The organism is Klebsiella oxytoca (genome assembly GCF_009707385.1).
In the GTDB taxonomy this organism is placed as follows: Bacteria; Pseudomonadota; Gammaproteobacteria; order Enterobacterales; family Enterobacteriaceae; genus Klebsiella; species Klebsiella oxytoca_C.
Genome location: NZ_CP046115.1, coordinates 2757319 through 2775935, shown reverse-complemented (window position 1 = coordinate 2775935; position 18617 = coordinate 2757319). Strand labels below are relative to the sequence as shown.

Genomic DNA, 18617 nt, shown 5'->3' with positions numbered 1-18617 from the left:
ATAAATAGAGGTTTTTATCCCTCTCAATATGAGCTGTTTTCTTCGAGAGTTATTTTCAGGATGGTTATCCAGTAACTTTTAATATAACGGAATGTATTATGAAAATTAGCAAAATTGCATCTGCTGTTGTTCTTACTATGGGTGTTGCCTCTTTCGCAGCTCAGGCCGATCAGGGAAGCGGCAAGATCAAGTTCTGGGGTTCGATTATTGATGCTCCATGCTCAATTAAAAATGGCTACGGCGATCAGAGTATCGAACTGGGACAGATTTCCAATACGCATTTAGATAACGGCGGTATCTCTACTCCTCGTCCGTTCAGCATTGAGCTGGAAAACTGTTCCTTCGCGAAGGATTCAAACGGCGACCCGATGTATAACACCGTAACTGTCACCTTCAATGGCGGTAACGTTCCTAACGACATGACCATGCTGGCTATTACCGGTCAGGCTGCTGGCGCTGGTGTTCGTATCGAAGATTACTCTGGCACGATGGTCACTTTAGATAAGCCGACTGCAGGTCGTATTCTCGGCATTGGTAACAACTCTCTGAGCTTTAGCGCTTACCTGGAAAAAATCGCTTCAGTTACTAACGTAACTCCGGGTGAGTTTGAAGCGGTTACTAACTTTACCTTGGCTTATCAATAAGTCGTAGCCTGTTCTCAAGTAGTTTTATTCGGGCTGCGTCTGCAGCCCGATATTCAGGAGCACAGTCATGGTAAAAATTACGCGTTTCCTGACATCGAGTCTTTTATTGGGAATATCTTCTGTTTCTGTGGCATCCGAGCAGGGCAAGGGACTCGTCACAATGAATGGTCAGATTCAGGAATCAGCCTGCTCTATTCATACTGATGATATCTGGCAGGAAATACCATTTGGGGTGATTTCTTATAATGACCTTGACCAGGAAGGCAAAGCAATTATTAAACCCTTCGCTGTTCGTCTGGTGAACTGTTCACTGGAAAGAAGTCATGGCGGTTTATGGCAAAGCGTGAATATCACTTTTAGTGGGGAAACGGACGTATTTCGTCGCGATATTTTTAAAGTTTATGGCGATGCTCAGGGGCTTGGCCTACGTATTCACAGCCAGGTCGGCGATGTGGCACAAGACGGAATTCCGATGCCGGCCGTCATGTTACAAAATGATAATAATGAATTGCGTTATTTATTATCGCTGGTGCGCGGCGGAAAATCGTTGTCGGAAGGTGACTGGTACGGAATTATTCGCTTTATGGTGACTTATCAGTAACTTAAAGCGTTATTAAATGGCTGGGACCTTTATTCCTCCTCATCCATTTTCCCCGTAGTAGAAACTTTCCCACTGGTGAATTCTGGTAGGCAATAAATGGATTTTAAAAAATGAAAAAAAGCAGACCACCAGCTTATTACCTGCGGCGTCTGGGTGTTTACATTGCTATTGCCATTTTTGGTTCTACATCACCAGTTGTGGCGGTAGAGTTTAATGTGGATATTCTGGATTCTGAGGACCGTGAGAATATCGATTTATCCCGCTTTTCTCGGGCCGGATATATTATGCCCGGGACCTACACGTTGAGCATGCGTCTTAACGATCACGGCATTTCCGATCAGGATATCACTTTCGTTGAAAGAACACGCGACGATCAACTGGTTGTCGAAGCCTGCCTGACGCCTGAGCAAGTCGATTTACTCGGGCTGCGTGAAGATGCGCTCAAAATGATTCAGTGGCTTGAAGGCGGTCGTTGTGCTGATTTCTCCGCGCTTGAAGGTATGGTGTTGCGCGGCGATCTGTCCGAATCCTCCTTACAGGTTTCCGTTCCGCAAGCGTGGCTGGAGTATCAGGATGCTTCCTGGTTGCCTATTTCCCGCTGGGAAGATGGTATTCCTGGTCTGCTGTTTGATTACAACCTCAACACCAATGTCACGTTTCCTCGGCGCGGCAATCAGAGCCAGAGTGCCAGCGTTAGCGGTACCACCGGGGTTAACCTTGGCCCATGGCGTTTAAGAGGGGATTACCAGGGAAGCTATTACAACACCACTGGACGCCCGAACAGCACCACTCGTGAGTTTGACTGGAGCCGGTTCTACGCCTACCGCGCGCTGCCTGGCATTATGTCAAAGCTTACCGTCGGTGAGGATTATCTTACTTCCGATCTTTTCGATTCGTGGCGCTATACCGGGTTATCGCTGGTCAGCGATGAAAGCCAGCTGCCGCCAAAACTGCGCGGCTACGCTCCTGAAGTTTCGGGGATCGCGCGGACGAACGCTAAGGTTACGGTCACCCAGCAGGGGCGAGTGATCTATGAGAGTACCGTCGCGGCGGGACCGTTCCGTATTCATGAGCTGAGCAGCGCCCTGACCGGAAGACTGGATGTGCGGGTTGAAGAACAGGATGGTTCGGTTCAGACATTTTCCGTGGATACGGCCCAGGTTCCTTACCTGACGCGTCCCGGCCAGCTTCGTTACAAGCTGACCACCGGTCGTCCAAGGGATTATCGCCACAGTACCCAGGGACCTTATTTTGCTACCGGTGAACTCTCCTGGGGCCTGACGAATGCCTGGTCGGTGTACGGCGGCGGTATTTTCTCGCAGGACTACAACAGCGTGGCGCTCGGGGCAGGCCGTGATATGAGCATTTACGGCACATTGTCCGCTGACGTTACTCATGCCAGCGCCCGCTTCCCGGGGGACAAAAACCGTAACGGAAGATCCTGGCGACTCAGTTATTCCAAACGCTTTGATGAACTTAACAGTGAAGTCACTTTTGCAGGCTATCGCTTCTCCGAGCGCGATTATCTCACCATGGGTGAATATTTAGATATTCGCTACCGGGAAGGTTACATCGGTAACAGTAAAGAGCTGTATACCATCCAGGCGACCAAGAATTTCGAAGATTTGCGCCTCTCCACCAGTATTAACTGGTCGCACCAGACTTACTGGAACCGCCCGGCGACCGATCGCTACAGCGTTTCTCTTAACAAATATTTTGATCTCGGCGACTGGCGGCATCTGTCGGTATCGCTCAACGCAGCGCGCAGCGAATTTAACGGACGTAAGGACGATACTGCCTACCTTTCGCTCTCGATGCCATTTGGTTCGGGCACGGTTGGCTACAACGGAAGCATAAACCGCGACCGCTATACGCAAAACGCCAGCTGGAGCGATCGTCTTGAAAATAATGACTATTATCGCATCAACGCCGGTAACAGCATGGGCGGTGGACAGGGAACGCGTAGCCAGATGAGCGGCTATTACTCGCACCTTGGCAGTATGGCCGATGTCACTACCAACTTTAACTGGGCGCAAAGCCAGTTTACCTCCTTTGGTATCTCTGCCAGCGGCGGTATGACCGCAACGGCTGAAGGCGTGGCGCTGCATTCCGGCGGTGTTCAGGGCGGTACCCGCCTGATGATCAGCACGGATGGGGTGAGCGGGGTGCCTGTAGGCTATCAGGGCTATAGCAACGCCTTTGGTATTGCGGTGATCCCGGGTGTACCGAACTATTTCCGCACCAGTGCCGAAATCGATGTTAACCGTTTACCAGACGACGTAGAGACTTCCGGTTCACCGATTGCTGAGCTGGCGCTCACCGAAGGCGCCATCGGATTCCGCCGTTTCGATGTGTTAAAGGGCTCGAAAGTGGTGGCTATTCTCAGCCAGGAAGATGGTCGTCATCCACCGTTTGGCGCGACGGTTCATAACGCCAAAGAGCGAGAGCTGGGAATGGTCAGCGACGGCGGACTGGCCTGGTTGAGCGGCGTTAATCCGGATGAACATTTAACCGTGCACTGGGGCGGTTCCGCCCGGTGTGAAGTCGTACTGCCACGAGTCATCCCTGCACAGCAGCTGTTGCTGCCATGCAAACCGATATCTCGCGGCTGAGAAAGTGAATGGTGATGGAATGAAAGTAAATAAAACTGCGATGGCTATTCTGCTGGGAACGCTGACATCAGGTCTGCTGAATGATGCAGAAGCGGCGATTGCCCTGGACAGAACGCGGGCGATTTTCCCCGGCTCGGAGAAGAGTATTACCCTGAATATTACTAACGACAGTACGTCCATGCCGTACCTGGCCCAGGGATGGATTGAGGATGCGCAGGGGAACAAAATAAGCGGTCCTTTGGTCGTGGTGCCACCGCTACAGCGTCTTGAGGCAAAGAGTAAAAGCGTTATGCGCATCAATGCAATGCCGGATGCAGCAATGTTACCTCAGGATAAAGAGAGCCTGTTTTATTTTAACGTGCGCGAAGTTCCGCCGAAAAGCGAGCGGCCGAATGTGATGCAGCTGGCGCTGCATACCAAAATAAAGTTGTTCTATCGGCCAAAAGCCATCCTGCCGGAGAAGTATAGCCGCTGGGATAACCAACTGGTGCTGCAGAAGGTGAACGGCGGATATCGGGTGGAGAATCCGACGCCTTATTACGTGACGGTGATTGGTATTACTCCAGCGCCGAACATGGCCGTGGCGAAGGGATTTGAGTCGGTAATGGTCGCGCCAAAATCGACGGCGATGGTGAATAGTTCACACTTTACGACGCCGCACGTCACCACGATTAACGATTTCGGCGGTAAACCCACTTTGCCGTTTAGCTGCAACGGTAATGTCTGCCGTGCGGCAGCCAAACCAGCATCCTGATGGAAGCTGGTGTTGTACACAGGAGATGCCTGATGAAACATGGATTCGGTCGTACCACCTTGATTCTTTGGCTATTAACAGCCGGGGTCGTTTCTGTGGCTAGCGCCGCAAACTGGGACACTGACGGCCTCAATGGTGGAATTCGCGCCACGGGCACGCTGGTTGCGTCTCCGTGTGTACTGTTGCCGGAATCGGCGGAACAAGAGATCGATTTGGGCAGTACCGTCGCCTGGGGACTGGATCAGCCAGGTTCGGTTACGACGCCGGTAGCGATATATATCAAATTAGATCGCTGTCCCGGAGAGTATCAGTTTATGCGAGACCATCAGTTGATGCGGGGTTCGCTGATGCTTAACGGGCAGTCCGCCGTAAGAATGACTATTTACGGAGAAGTAGAACCTACGGATGGTCGGTTCTTCAGGGTACATGGAGGCGTGACAGGGGTAGCGCTGCGATTGAGCGACCAGCGGGGCGAGCTCCTGCGTCCTGGTATGTCAAGCCGGCCGCAGATCCTTACTCCCGGACGCAACGATCTGGTGTTTCAGGCGCAGCTATGGCGTCTTCCTGCTCCGCTGATGGCCAACGAATGGCGCAGCGTAGTGAATGTCGGGTTGGAGTACGAATAATGAAAAGACACATAGCGCGAGCGCTAAGCCTGGTGGGCATTCCCATGCTGCTGCTGGTCAGTATATCGGCCACTCATGCTGATACGGATGTCTACTTCACCGGTAATCTGGTAGCTGACCCGTGTGAACTGCACGTGGATTCAGAAGATCAGATTGTTGATTTCAGGAACATACCGTCAAAAACGTTTATTAAATATCACCTGAGTGAACGTGAGCGCTTCACCATCATGCTCATTAACTGCGACCTCTCTTTGGGGAGCACGGTGAAGGTCACTTTCATGGGGGCCGAGGATGTCGATCAACCCGGACTTTTCGCGGTTACGGGGACGGCTGGCGGGATCGCCATCGCCATTGAAGATGCCGATGGTACTCCGGTGTTGCCTAATACCACAATGCGGCCGACCGCGTTGACAACAGGTGACACCAATTTAAATTTCCAGGCTTTTGTTTCCGCGCCGGTCCATAGCCGGGTGCGCGAAGGGGATTTCGAATGCGTGACAACATTTTTGCTTGAGTACGACTAGAGGTAGCTCGTTATGAAGAAAACACTCGTTTTTGCCACGGTTGCAGTGTTATCGGCGAGTTCTTTGTTACCCGCTGAGGCGGCATTAACGGTTAGCCGTTCGCGGGTGATCGTTAATGAAGGGGACAAAAGCGTCAGTATGAGCGTGACGAATCGGAATACTCAGGAACCCTATCTGGCGCAGACCTGGATAGAAGATGAAACAGAGGCCAAAATCACGAGCCCATTGATGGTATTGCCGCCGGTGCAGCGCATCGAAGCCGGTTCCAAAAGCGCGGTGCGGGTTCAGGTTCTACCGGATATCGGCAAGCTGCCGAAAGACAGAGAGAGCGTGTTTTGGTTCAACCTGCGTGAAATTCCGCCGCGTAGCGATAAGCCAAACGTCTTAACGCTGGCGCTGCAGACCCGGCTGAAAATTTTCTGGCGTCCGGCCGCCATAAAGGTTGATTCGAAATACGATTCCTTTCCCGGCATTCAGAACGTGACGCTGGCTAAAAATGGCAATAGCTACACGCTGAATAACCCGACGCCGTACCATCTGACGTTTGTTGAAGGTCGTAGCAGCGTGAAGGGAAAGGGCAAGGAAGGATTTGAACCGATAATGGTAGCGCCAAAGGCCCAGACGGCGCTGAACGTGGGCGCAGCTGACCTGGGCGCAACGCCAGTTCTGGTTTTTGTGAATGATTACGGTAGCTTACGTTTGCTGCCATTCCAGTGTACCGGTTCCGCCTGTAAGGCGCAGCCGGTTATCACGCCTGAAAGCTGACGGGAGGCAGAAAGTGAAAACATGGAAATTAGGGCGCCTTGCCGTTCTTTGCTGCCTGATAGCCGCATCACCATACGGCCTGGCATCAGACGGTGGAACAACCACGTTGACTATCACCGGCAATATTGTCGAACCTGAATGTGAAATCAATGACAATCAACAGATTGTGGTCAATTTTGGTGAAGTACTGACCACCCGAATTGATGGTGCGAACTACGAAACGCCGATTGTCTATACGCTGAAATGCACAAACCTGCTTCGTAATACGTTAAAAATTAATCTCAAAGGTAACGGCGCGTCATTTAACGGCCAGCTGTTTACCACCGATGTAACGGGCCTTGGGATAAAAGTGTACGACGCGAGTAAAGCGACCATCGCTCCCAATAGCGGAGTGCTGAATTTTACCTATGCCGATAATAACCCTCCGGCTCTGTATGCGGTTCCGGTCATGCAGACCAACGCCTCGCTACCAGACGGGGCGTTTAACGGTTCAGCGACTATGGTGTTTAGCTATCAATGAGGATTATCTAATGCGTCAGCTAACAACAGCCGCGCTTTTACTCAACATCCTTTTCGTTGGCGTTAGTCCGGCGATGGCCGCCAATGAAGCCGACGTCATCTTTAAAGGGATGCTGGTCAATCCGCCGCCGTGCTCGATAGACAACGATAAAACTATTCACGTGCCGTTTGGCGATCGTCTGTCGATCAAAAAGGTCAGTGACGGTGTTTATCGTCAGGATGTGCCGTACAACCTGGTATGCGACAGCACTGCCGGCAGAGACTGGAAACTGATGCTTAGCGTACGGGGAACTCTGGCGACATTTGATACTACCGATCGCGCGACGGTTGCCACATCGATGGGCAATATTGGCAATCTTGGGGTGAAGATCCTGCGTGACGGCCAGCCTTTTAAGTTTGATACACCGGTAGAAATTAGCCTTTCGGCGATACCCAAGATTGAAGCATTGCTGGTGCAAAGGCCGAACATTGAGCTGGCTGAAGGGCCGTTCGAGGCGACGGTGACCTTGAAGGCGGAATATTTGTAACGGAATCCCGTGGTCGGAATACTATTTAACGCGGTAGGGTGCTTATGGAAAAGAGAAAGTTAAAAAGATTGATACTGACGGCGGGGATCGTACTGGGCAATGCTCTGCTATGGTCTGAGTCAGCATCGGCGGCGAATTGTAATGCCTTTGGCAATCAGGGGGGAGGATGCCCGACGGTACAGTCTCTCACGGTGAGCGGAGGTTCCGTCGCGGTCAACTGGGCTTTAGATTTAAATGCGCAGTCTTTCGCCTCGATAGAAACTACCAGGGCCGCAACCTGGGGGCTATATATGATTTATGGCTGGGGGACGTCGATGAACGGTCACTGGTTTGGCGGGGGAACCAAGCAACCAATTATGACCGTAAGCAATACCGATCCTGTGCGTAAATCTGATGGTAGCACTACAACAGATTATTGTACTGATAATCCGTTTTATTGTACGCATCAGATGATGGCCGCTCGCTTCTATCAGAAATATGGCTTCTCCGGTACCGCCAGCGTCGCATTGCCCCCATCGTCATCGTACCCTGCTCACGCACCGCCGTGCCTGATTTTTGGGGCGATGAACCCATCGACCGGAGACTTCTATACAGTTTTTGCTCCAGGACTGGCGGAACCTTGCCAGCCAGGATTCCCTGGGACGGTTGATCCTGAACCCGATCCGGAGTGGTGTGGCATGAGCACCAGCGCGCTGTCCTTTCCATTTGACGATATGGCGCCGGGGGCAGTATCAGGGCAATCGCTGACAAGAAGCGCAACCATGGCCTGCAGCGATGCAGGGGTGGTTTACAGCTTATATCTGAGTAACGTTTCTACCACCGGCAGGGACACCGTTGATTTAGGGCGTGGCGTTACCGCAAAGGTTACTGTTAATAGTCAGGCGCTACAAACAAACAGAGTTTCAGCCGGTAAAACGAATAACTTAAATGTTACGGTAACCCTGAATGGTACGCCGACCAGTACCGGTCCAATTAGCGGAACCGGGATACTGGCTGTAAATTATTTATAATTGAAATCGCCCTGAAGGTGTTTCAGGGCGGTATTGAATGGCATATTCTTCACCGTCGCAATCTTCATAATATTCATTGTCATGCTGACGATGAAGAAATAGCGATGAATATTAATTCTGGAGTTAAGAAAATAATGATTAAATCAGGCGTTGTCGCAGTTATCATTGCGGGATTTTTTTTAACCGGCTGTGTTCCTAAAAAAGCACCATCGCTGGTGACTTCCTCAGGGGAAGCGGTTGCGCCGCCGACAAATCCGGAAGGAGAAGTCGATATGGTACAGTGCGAAAAAGAGTTAAACGCATTGGGAACTGTTAATCAACTCAGATATGCCGAATTAAAAGCTCGGTTTGAGCGTGTTATGCACGGAGCTTCCGGATATACCACCGTGCGTAACTCCGTAAATCCAGAAACTCGCAATGCCATTGATGCTTTGTATAAGTTTCAGGCGGTAAAACTATGTTCAGAGATCCGTGGGGAAATGCTTAATAGTCTGGCAGTCAAACCAACAGGAGATAAGGTCGAATGAATCATCGGGCAGGGAATGCTATAGTCTTCATTCTCAGTATCACGATGATTCCATGCGTTCAGGCCGACGTTTTAAATTATGCCAGGGATTGGACGCAGCGCGAAGGGGAAAATAAAACCGTCGAGCAGCCGCAAGCGCAGGAAAAGAAACGTCCTGCGCCGCGTCCAAAATCCGAGACGCAGAGAAAAGCACCTGCTAAAGAAAAGATTAGCGCCAAACCATCAGCCGAAGTAAAGGCCAAAACGGTTCCGGCGAAAATTAAAACGACTGATGAAAAGCCCAAAAAAGCGCCCGAGGTCCAGCCTGCTGAATCTAAAAGCGTCTCGGGCGTGACGATGGTGCCAAAAACAGGCGGCGAGGCTAAAATTGAGACTAAAAAGGAGGTGTCGCTTCCTGACTCACGTATTTTAGGTCGCTGGATGAAATCGTTGATACAACATATTTCCGCTACTCCTTCAGAGAAGGAAATAAAGGAAATGTATCTCAAGCAAAAAGACGAAATAAAAAGCATTAATGATAAGTTAACCCAGCGTGAAAGCGAGGTGGTGAGCTTGAAAAATAATGACAAAGAACGTCTTTCACTTATTTTCAAGGTCAGTCAGCTTGAGGAGAAGAATGCACAGTGGCAACTTTTGACACAGAAAATACAGAAAAACCTGAAGGAAGTTAAATATCCTTCACTGCCTACAAATGAACATGATTTAGAGGATTTTGCTGCCGGGATGGCAATGGGTGTAGATATTATTGACCTGCTTGAACAGCGTAATGAACAAGGTATTCAAATTGACCGCAAATTTTTTCTGGCGGGGATAACCGAAACGTTACGCGGGGAACGGCGCCTGTCTCAGGAAGAGTTTGAGCGCCATCTTGCCCGGGCCAATCAGCGGGTTAATGACGCTATTCAGCAAACCCTTAAAAATAAGGAGGTTCGCGATAGTGAATGGCTACAAAACTTTATTAAACAACAGGATACTCTAGCTGCCGGGAAAGAAGCCTGGTACCGGGTTATTTATACCGGTAACGAGTTATTACCAGAAGATGATTCGACAACCGAATTAACAATTTCGCTGGTACGTCGTCTCACTGACGGAACGTTGATTGCAGATTCCGATCTTTCTGGCCTGGTGCTGCAAGAAAAAATTATCGATTTGCCGGCCTGGCTGCAGGTGGTGGTAAAAAAAATCCGCCTGAATGGCGAGGCAGAATTAGCTGTAAAAGTAAATGAATATGGAGATCCCTGGGAACAGGGAACATATGTCGAGCATTGGAAAGTTCGAGTGGTTAAACAACAATCAATGTAAATGTAAAGGTTAAAGATTTACTATTCTTTTAATATATAATCCGTATACCCGAGAGTATTTGTACTAATACAATTGTATAATTAACTTAAGCTCATATATTTAAACAGGACGAGCTGAATCAAAACTGAAGGAGGTTCATTATGGTATCTGCTGTTAAAAATATATACTTGCCGGTGCATATTGCAACTGAGAATAATTATTTTTCCATGGGGCTGATATTCCTTTTAAAGGAGCTGTTTGAAGAGGAGTATCAGAGCGGAGTGATCGTTTCTAAGGTTAGCGAGCCTAAGGATGCCGATCTGGTTGTGAAATTCCACTCTCCGGGAGAAAAAGTTTTTGATTGGGTGGGGTGCCATGAGTTCCAAACACAAAATGATTATAAGTTCAATATGTTGGGTAAAAAGTGGCTAAGCGTTTACCCTCGTACCGAACATTACGATCGCAATATCAATTGCCCGGTAGTGAACTCGGTTATCACGATGAGAAACTCGGTGGCCACGATTCGCCGAAAATTGTTTTCGTTATTTTTCGCCGATTCGATGAGTGGCCCTCCGGACTTGCGTAAGCCAAATTGTTCAAAATGCCCTGGGCCATACCAGCTGGCATGGCGAGAACAGTTGATGTTAGGGTATTTAAGTCAGGGATTAGGGCATTATGAAATTTCGCAAAAAATGGGTTGTACAATAAAAGCCCTGAGCAGCTACCGTCGTTCAATTATGCGAAAAATCAATATAAAAAGGTATAGCGACTTCGTACTCTGGTTAGGCACCAGGTCAGTGTCGGAAAAATATGCGGAAATCGTTAAGCATCACGTTGAGGAGTACGCTGACGACCGGCTCATATGGAAAACAAAAGTTGTCAGCGAGGTTGACGGTGAGTCAGATGATAAATACCGTGTATTACAAAGTATGAAACGCCTGACCAGCAGTCGTTTACATTTAAGATCGCCTGAAAATGAAATCTGGCTGACAACGAGAGAAATCGCAAACGAAATGGATATCAGTATTTACAGTATGCGTTACTTATTATGCCAGATGGAAAATACGGGTGCCGTGATAAGTATTAAAACCGGGAGCGGGAGAAGTAATACTCTGCGATGGAAATTAGCAAGTTAGTTGTAAATTAAGCATATAAATCTTGTCACAATTTTATAAAGTATTTAACTTGTTCACCTGTGAATAAAAATGAATACATATCCTGACGTTAATATCCTGCGTCATCACAGTAAGCGGCACACCATGTTTTTAAGGTTATAAATCAGTAAGCCTCTTAAAAGAGCCTAGTTCTTAGGCTCTATCTGCATATCATTATATCGAGTCGATAATCAGGAAATGCTCAGGCTGGCGGGGTTGAGTACAGTCCAAATGTTTTCACTCATGCCTCGCTGGCCGCTAAAAAGCATCGCCGCATTTACACCTGGCCTGACCCTCAGCGAGCAGATGTCAAAATTATGCCTAAATCAGAACAGCAAGTAGCGGTCGAAAGCACCTGGATTAACAAGCCAGCTATCCGAAGAGGTGGGAAGGGATTTAAATCTGGGAAGGCTTTGTGCCTGAATCAGCAACACCCAGTGCAGCGCCATTGCGCTCAGGGCCAACACGGCGCGAACCGGCAGCCTCAGCAGATTGTGGAGCGCGTAAATGCCAAAACAGATGGAAATGAACCACAACGCCAGCAGACCGATGACGTAATAGAGTGCCGAAGATGACGTTTCCAGCCACTGACGAATCGCCGTGCCTGATAAAGAGTCGCTGCTTACCCACACCGTTACCAGCAAAGCCAGGACGATCAGCGTCAGGGACTGCCACTGCACCATTCTACGCTGCTGCGGCAGGGTAATGCGCGTAGAGGCAAGCATCAGCGCGAAAAAGGTTTGCAGCGCGCTCAAGAACATCATCAGCGTGAAGGCATAGCTAAACCAGACCGGATGCGACAGCGTCAGGGAAATCTCCAGCCCGCTATAGACCAGCAGGCCGGGCGCTAAAATAGCGCAAATCACAGCCAGCCATTTAGTGACGGCGTAACGTTTATTAAAAAACCGCGTTGCCCATTGTGCCGCTCCCCACAGGCTTAAGAACAGGGCGAATAGCGGCAAAAGCGACGCTCCCCATGACATCCACGACGGCGGTGCGGGATGCGTATACAACTGCCAGATGCTGGCGGATTGATGCGACTCCACCAGGAGCGCCAGCAGTGCGGCTATCGCGCAGAGCAGGGCAATCAGCAGCGCCGCGTCCTTACGTTGCGGATGGGGTGTTTTGCTCCAGTGGAGGGCGGAGGCAAACAGTGCGGCGCAGGCGGCTACGCTGATAGAAAAATAATACAGCATCGCCCACGGTAGCCAACTGACCTCCTGCGGGCGAGAAATTACCTCTTCGACATGCGCATGGGATAGCGGAACCAGAAAAGCGCCGGCGCTCGCAAAGCTCAACAGCACCAGAAAAAGTCGTTTACGCTTATCCATATTTTCTCCCTCACGCGGCAACTACAAAATATTTGTCATACCGTTGACTTGCACGTGATACATAAACAAAGTTGATGATTCTCAGTGTAAAAATCGAGGCGGGGTTATCTCTATTGTGGTTAACCACATACCCGTCGAAAAATTGATCCAGAACAATATAATGAAAGGGTTTATCAGGTGGGAGCGAAAACTGTAGGGCGTCTGGCGCTGCTGATATCGACATTGCTGCTTATCTGTCCAGTACGGGCGGATTCATGGCATATCGGTATTTTGTCGATTCGCGGCGATGTTTTTGCTCGCAGCAGCTGGCAGCCGCTGGAATCATTTCTTAATGAGCAGTTGCCCGATCAGCAGTTTCATATTCGTCCGCTGGATTTGCATCAGATGCAGGAAGCGGTCAAAAACGGTAGCGTCCAGTTTGTCGTGACTCATCCGGGACAGTTTGTTCAATTAAATAACCATTTTCCCCTACGCTGGCTGGCTTCATTGCGTGCTTCCCATGGCATAGAAAACGTTACAGGCAGCGCGATCCTGACCCGTCGCGACAGCGAAATTAAGACGCCTGAGGATCTGATTGGCAAAACGGTCGGGGCCGTCGATCCGATGGCATTTGGCGGTTATCTGCTGGGATACAAAGCTCTGAGCGATGCCGGATTGATGCCAGACCGCGATCTTCATCTGCGCTTCACCGGATTTCCCGCCGATGCGCTTATATATCTGCTGCGCGAAAATGCCGTGCAGGCAGCGATTGTACCGGTCTGTCTGCTGGAAATGATGGATGAAAAGGGACTGATCCATAAAGACGACTTTGTTGCGCTGATAAAGCGCCCTTCATCCATACCCTGCGTAACCAGTACTCGTCTTTACCGGGACTGGTCGTTTGCCGCGCTGCCTGCTGTCAGCGATGAGCTCGCCGATCGCGTGACCCGGGCGTTATTTAATGCGCCTGCTGATGCAGTCTTTCAATGGGGGGCGCCAGACTCCACTAACCAGGCTGAGGCGCTGATGCGTGAGCTGAAACAGCATCCTCAGCAGCGAGAGCTGTGGATGGATGTGACGAGCTGGTTTGTGCAAAATCGCCTGGTGATGGCCGCAGCCGGGCTGGTGCTGATGCTGCTGATAGTGAACTATATCTGGGTCATGATACAGGTTCAGCGGCGCGGGAAACTACTTGAGCGCAATGCCGTGCAGCTGCGTAAGCAGGAGCAGGACCTGCAAACCGCCCGGCAAATAAGCGTACTGGGCGAAATGACTTCAGGCTTCGCTCATGAACTTAACCAGCCGCTAGCTGCAATCCGCCACTACGCCCAGGGCTGCGCGATCCGTCTGCGCAAGCTGGATCCGCAGCACCCACTACTACCCGCCCTGGAGAATATCGATCTTCAGGCTCAGCTCGGGGCTGAGACATTACGTAATCTGCGGCTGTGGGTGAATCAGGCGCAGGGAAAACACGTTACGGCAGAGAAATGGGAGTGCATCAGCATTGTCCAGGCCATTGAAAATGTCTGGCAGTGGCTGCACGTACCGCGACAGTTTCCTGAGCTACGCATTATTGGCAGTATCGACCACACGCTAACCGTCATATTGCCGCCGGTTCTGCTTGAGCAGGTATTGGCTAATTTAATTCTCAATGCGGCTCAGGCAGGAGCGAACAGGCTATGGATAAACGCCAGTCGTGCAGCCGGAGAGGTAGAGATTACGCTACAGGACAACGGCGGGGGAATTGATGACGCCATAATGAAGCAGGCATTCGAGCCTTTTAAAAGCGGTAGAAAGGATGGCATGGGTTTGGGGCTGGTTATCTGCCGGCGGCTGGCGCGCTACGCCAGAGGTGAGATAAGCATTGCCAATAAAACGGCGCCTGACGGCAAAAAAGGATTAACTGTGAGCATCAATTTTTCGCAACAGGAGGATAACAGCGCTCATGGCAATTATTCATCTGCTGGATGACGATCTGCAAGTTACCAGGGCATGCGCCTTTTTACTGGAGAGTCTGGGTTATGAAGTGATGTGTTGGGCAGAGGGAGAAACGTTTCTGGCCCAGGCTAATCTCTATCAGGCCGGTGTGGTTTTACTGGATATGCGTATGCCAGGGCTGGATGGCCGGGGCGTTCATGAGGCGTTGCGTCAGAGCGGGAGTACTCTGGCGGTGGTGTTCTTGACCGGACATGGCGATGTGCCGATGGCGGTAGAGCAGATGAAGCAAGGGGCCGTGGATTTTCTGCAAAAGCCGGTTTCGGCCGAGCCGCTGCAGGCGGCGCTGGAACGTGCTCTGGAGCTCTCTTTGGAGGCGGTTTCGCGGCAAAAAATTCTTGAGTGCTATCAGCAGCTGACACCAAAAGAGCGAGAACTGGCTCTGCTGGTGGTACAAGGATTGATGAACCGTGAAATTGCGCAGGTGATGAATATTGCGGTACGTACGGTAGAGGTTCATCGGGCTCGGGTAATGGAGAAAATGCACGCCGGGAGCCTGGCTGAGCTGGTGTGGATACTACAGCTGGTTATTCAGCCTTAACTGCAAACAGCGGTGGCGGAAGGTCGCTGCTTTCTCTTCGCTAGCCGCGTCCAATCGTCATGGGCCGCACGCCGCTGAACCCGATATCGCTTTCCTCCTCATTAAAATCCTACCAGCATGAAATCATACAAAAAGTATGATTTACGGCTCTCAGCAAACAAAAAGTAAGAAAAAATTGTGTTGGCGATCACTTTTCGTTCAGTTTCGTGTTGCTGAAATTCTGTTAGTCCGGGTATACATAACAAAAAGTTTGGTCATCTAACATAAATTCAGGTCAGCATGGAAAACATAAAAGAAAATTTAGACTTCTTCATTCCGATGATGGAAGGGATTGCAAATCAGTTCGGTGAAAACTGCGAGGTGGTCTTACACGATCATTCCCAGGGACTGGAAAGCAGCATTATCGCCATTATTAATGGCCATGTTACTGGCCGCAAGGTAGGCGATCCTAGCAGTAATCTGGGACTGGAAGTGCTTCGCGGTACGGATGTGAACGGTGACCGGCACAACTATTTTACCCGCACTCGTGAGGGCAAGACTCTGCGATCTACCTCTATCTATATCCGTAATAGTAACAAACAGGTTATTGGCGCAATGTGCATTAACCTCGATATCAGCGACATATTACTGGCGGAAAAAATGCTAAATAAAATGGCCGGTCGCGCTGATATCGCTCCCGCCAAAAAAGAGGATGTTACGGAAGTCTTTGTCAAAGATGTTAATGAACTGCTTGATTACTTGATAAATGAGTGCATGACAATTATCGACGTGCCTGTCGCCAATATGTCTAAGCAGGATAAGCTCAATGCCATTAAATTTTTTGATGATAAAGGGGTATTTCTCATCAAAAAATCCGGAGAGAAAATCTGCGAGTTTTTGAATATCTCAAAATATACCCTGTATGCCTACCTGGGAGAGGTCAGAGGGGAAAACCCATCAGATGACGGTTAGCCGTCAGGAGGAAAAATGTTAACCACACCTTATGTTGCGCTGGATATGGATATTATGGAGAAAAATATTATTGCCATGACCTCCGGACTATCGCGCAATAATATTCAGCACTGGCCGCATATTAAAACCCACAAATCCGTGCGGCTGGCTAAGCTGGAACAAGAGCTGGGGGCGAGTGGCATCACCTGCGCCAAGCTGGCAGAAGCGGAAGTGATGGCGGCCGGAGGAATTACCTCAATTTTGCTGGCTTACCCGCTGATTGGCGACGATAAATGTCAGCGTTACGCCGAGCTGGCCCGCCAAATCAACATGCGCACCATTGTCGATAGCCTGACCGGCGCGCAGGGGCTGTCGCGGGCCGCGGTGAGAAACAGTCTGACGTTTGATATTGATATAGCAATTGATTATGGCGCACACCGCGAAGGCATCCAGCCAGATGAATTACTGGATTTCGCCCGCGCGGTGGCGGCGCTCCCTGGCTTAAGGGTAAGCGGCGTATTTACCTATGCGGGGACCATTTATCAATATCGTGAAGAGCCGGATATCCGCCGTGCGGCGCGTGAAGAAGCCGCTTTACTGATTAATAGTCGGGATATTCTCAATGCGTATGGTTTTGATATCAAAGTATTATCCGGAGGTTCAACGCTTTCTTCATTTTATGCCGATGAGCTTAAAGGCATTACCGAGTCGCGCGCCGGTAATTTTATTTTTGGCGATATGAATGCGATCAACGGAGGAATTTATACTGCGGAAAACTGCGCGCTGACCATTTGCGCCACCGTGGTCAGTATTCCACTTCCAGGATATGCGACAGTAGATGCTGGTACCAAATCCCTGACGTCGGATCTCTCCGCTACGCCGGGATCTTACGGATTGATTCAGGAATATCCCGAGGTCGCGCTGGTAAAACTTAATGAAGAGCATGGATATTTACGCTATGACCCGGAGAAAGTCTCACTGACCATTGGGGAACAGCTGCATATTATTCCCAATCACTGCTGCGTGGTCGCCAATCTGGTCGATGAAATATATGCCTTCCGCAATGGAATATTGAGCGAAACGATAACTATCGATGCCCGTGGCAAAAGTTATTAATTAACTGAGAGTATTTATCATGATCGATATTAAATTAACTGCCGATGAACGGCAGGAGTTAGTTACGCTCCTGTGCAGCCTGATTCAGTTTCCCTCAGAGAATCCGCCGGGCAATGAAAAAGCCGTGGCGCTATTTATTGCCGATGTTTTACGCGGAGAGGGAATTGAAGTCGATATACAGGAGGCGGTAGCCGATCGGCCGAATGTTATCGCTCGCCTTAAAGGCCAACAGCCGGGTAAGCGGTTGATCCTTAACGGTCATTCCGATGTGGTTCCCTGTGGAAGCGGATGGTCGGTCGATCCATTTGCCGCCGTCATTGACGGGGAACGCATTATCGGCCGCGGGGCGGCAGATATGAAATCCGGCGTGGCGGCAATGATGTACGCCGCTATCCTGATTAAGCGCCGCCGGTACGCTTTTAGCGGTGAAATTGTTCTGTTATTTAACGTTGATGAAGAGCGCATCAACCTGGGGATGGAACATTTTGTTGCCCAGGGCGTAGAAGCTGATTATGCGATTATTGGCGAGCCGACGTCGCTGGAGATTTGCGTCGCCCACAAAGGAGTTAGCCGTACCCGTTTGACAACTCACGGTACCGCCGGACATGCGGCGAAAACCCGCAATCCGGATAGCGCCATCAACAAAATGGCGGTACTGCTTCCGGGACTGCTTGAGGAGTGCCGCCGGGTTAAACAAAAGCATCATCCGCTGCTGGGAAATGCTTCCATGCTGGTGACCACAATTAACGGCGGCAGCGCGCCGAATATCGTCCCGCAGTCATGCGTTATTGAAATTGACCGCCGGGTGCTACCGGAAGAAAGGCGTAATGAAATCAACGATAGTTTGCAGATAGCCCTTGCCGAATCGGGTCTGAAGCCGCAGCAGGATTATTCGCTGGATAATTATCTGTTTATTCCGGCGTCGGCGATTGAAGAGTCGCATCCGCTGGTGGAGGCTGCTTTCCAGGCCGTGGACGCATTAACCGGCGCGGCGAAAAAAACGATTTTTGACGCAACCTGCGAAGCGCCTTTTTTCTCCGTGGGCTGCCAGATCCCGACCATTATTCTTGGGCCAGGGGATTTAGCGCAGGCGCACGTCAAAGATGAGTATGTAAAAATTGAAGAGCTGCACCAGGCGGCACAAATATATACGTCGCTGGCATTACATTTACTTAAATAAAC

General features: G+C 50.1%; 19 protein-coding genes. 18 read left to right on the top strand and 1 reads right to left on the bottom strand.

Annotated features, from left to right (window positions below; translation table 11 throughout):
* Window positions 1–98: 98 nt before the first annotated feature.
* The 13 genes from GJ746_RS12835 to GJ746_RS12775 all read left to right on the top strand — a co-directional run bounded on the left by GJ746_RS12835 (window position 99) and on the right by GJ746_RS12775 (window position 11525).
* Complete coding sequence (locus GJ746_RS12835) at window positions 99–644, top strand: fimbrial protein (RefSeq protein WP_154680549.1); 546 nt, start codon at window positions 99–101, stop codon at window positions 642–644.
* A gap of 67 nt (window positions 645–711) precedes the next feature.
* Window positions 712–1245 (top strand): fimbrial protein, encoded by a 534-nt coding sequence (locus tag GJ746_RS12830; RefSeq protein ID WP_154680548.1) that lies wholly within the window; start codon window positions 712–714, stop codon window positions 1243–1245.
* A 110-nt stretch (window positions 1246–1355) separates the two neighbouring features.
* The gene (locus tag GJ746_RS12825; protein ID WP_154680547.1) at window positions 1356–3857 is read left to right on the top strand and encodes a fimbria/pilus outer membrane usher protein; all 2502 of its coding nucleotides are present in this window, start codon (window positions 1356–1358) and stop codon (window positions 3855–3857) included.
* Window positions 3858–3876: 19 nt separating this feature from the next.
* Entirely contained in the window at window positions 3877–4611 is a 735-nt protein-coding gene (locus GJ746_RS12820; RefSeq protein WP_154680546.1) for a fimbria/pilus periplasmic chaperone, read from the top strand.
* A 32-nt stretch (window positions 4612–4643) separates the two neighbouring features.
* On the top strand, window positions 4644–5237 hold the full coding sequence (locus tag GJ746_RS12815; protein WP_154680545.1) for a fimbrial protein: 594 nt from the start codon (window positions 4644–4646) through the stop codon (window positions 5235–5237).
* Window positions 5237–5761: a fimbrial protein gene (locus GJ746_RS12810; RefSeq protein WP_154680544.1), complete on the top strand. Its 525-nt coding sequence runs from the start codon at window positions 5237–5239 to the stop codon at window positions 5759–5761. Before GJ746_RS12815 ends, GJ746_RS12810 begins: the two co-directional genes overlap by 1 nt.
* Window positions 5762–5773: 12 nt before the next feature.
* A complete protein-coding gene (locus tag GJ746_RS12805) occupies window positions 5774–6526 on the top strand; it encodes a fimbria/pilus periplasmic chaperone (RefSeq protein WP_154680543.1) in 753 nt (250 codons plus the stop codon).
* 13 nt (window positions 6527–6539) lie between these two features.
* Window positions 6540–7046: a fimbrial protein gene (locus tag GJ746_RS12800; protein WP_227852638.1), complete on the top strand. Its 507-nt coding sequence runs from the start codon at window positions 6540–6542 to the stop codon at window positions 7044–7046.
* A 10-nt stretch (window positions 7047–7056) separates the two neighbouring features.
* Entirely contained in the window at window positions 7057–7572 is a 516-nt protein-coding gene (locus tag GJ746_RS12795; RefSeq protein WP_154680542.1) for a fimbrial protein, read from the top strand.
* Between the two features lie 44 nt (window positions 7573–7616).
* Window positions 7617–8582, top strand: coding sequence for a hypothetical protein (locus GJ746_RS12790; RefSeq protein ID WP_154680541.1), 966 nt, complete (start codon window positions 7617–7619; stop codon window positions 8580–8582).
* Window positions 8583–8686: 104 nt separating this feature from the next.
* Window positions 8687–9109 (top strand): hypothetical protein, encoded by a 423-nt coding sequence (locus tag GJ746_RS12785; RefSeq protein ID WP_227852636.1) that lies wholly within the window; start codon window positions 8687–8689, stop codon window positions 9107–9109.
* Window positions 9106–10410, top strand: coding sequence for an FKBP-type peptidyl-prolyl cis-trans isomerase N-terminal domain-containing protein (locus tag GJ746_RS12780; RefSeq protein ID WP_154680540.1), 1305 nt, complete (start codon window positions 9106–9108; stop codon window positions 10408–10410). Before GJ746_RS12785 ends, GJ746_RS12780 begins: the two co-directional genes overlap by 4 nt.
* 140 nt (window positions 10411–10550) lie before the next feature.
* The gene (locus GJ746_RS12775; protein ID WP_154680539.1) at window positions 10551–11525 is read left to right on the top strand and encodes a LuxR C-terminal-related transcriptional regulator; all 975 of its coding nucleotides are present in this window, start codon (window positions 10551–10553) and stop codon (window positions 11523–11525) included.
* A 344-nt stretch (window positions 11526–11869) separates the two neighbouring features.
* Here the strand turns inward: GJ746_RS12775 and nrfD are convergent, their stop codons facing one another.
* Entirely contained in the window at window positions 11870–12874 is a 1005-nt protein-coding gene (nrfD, locus tag GJ746_RS12770; protein WP_154680538.1) for an NrfD/PsrC family molybdoenzyme membrane anchor subunit, read from the bottom strand.
* Window positions 12875–13051: 177 nt separating this feature from the next.
* On the opposite strand from nrfD, the gene ttrS reads away from it, so the two are divergent.
* From ttrS to GJ746_RS12745, 5 genes are all read left to right on the top strand, one after another.
* Window positions 13052–14824, top strand: coding sequence for a tetrathionate respiration histidine kinase TtrS (ttrS, locus tag GJ746_RS12765; RefSeq protein ID WP_154680537.1), 1773 nt, complete (start codon window positions 13052–13054; stop codon window positions 14822–14824).
* Window positions 14799–15389 carry a tetrathionate respiration response regulator TtrR gene (ttrR, locus tag GJ746_RS12760; protein WP_154680536.1) on the top strand — a complete coding sequence of 197 codons (591 nt, stop codon included), beginning with the start codon at window positions 14799–14801 and terminating at the stop codon, window positions 15387–15389. The genes ttrS and ttrR overlap by 26 nt, the downstream gene beginning before the upstream one ends.
* A 279-nt stretch (window positions 15390–15668) precedes the next feature.
* A complete protein-coding gene (locus GJ746_RS12755) occupies window positions 15669–16340 on the top strand; it encodes a transcriptional regulator (protein ID WP_154680535.1) in 672 nt (223 codons plus the stop codon).
* Window positions 16341–16355: 15 nt separating this feature from the next.
* Window positions 16356–17435, top strand: coding sequence for an alanine racemase (locus GJ746_RS12750; RefSeq protein ID WP_154680534.1), 1080 nt, complete (start codon window positions 16356–16358; stop codon window positions 17433–17435).
* Between the two features lie 19 nt (window positions 17436–17454).
* Complete coding sequence (locus GJ746_RS12745; RefSeq protein WP_154680533.1) at window positions 17455–18615, top strand: M20 family metallopeptidase; 1161 nt, start codon at window positions 17455–17457, stop codon at window positions 18613–18615.
* Window positions 18616–18617: the final 2 nt, after the last annotated feature.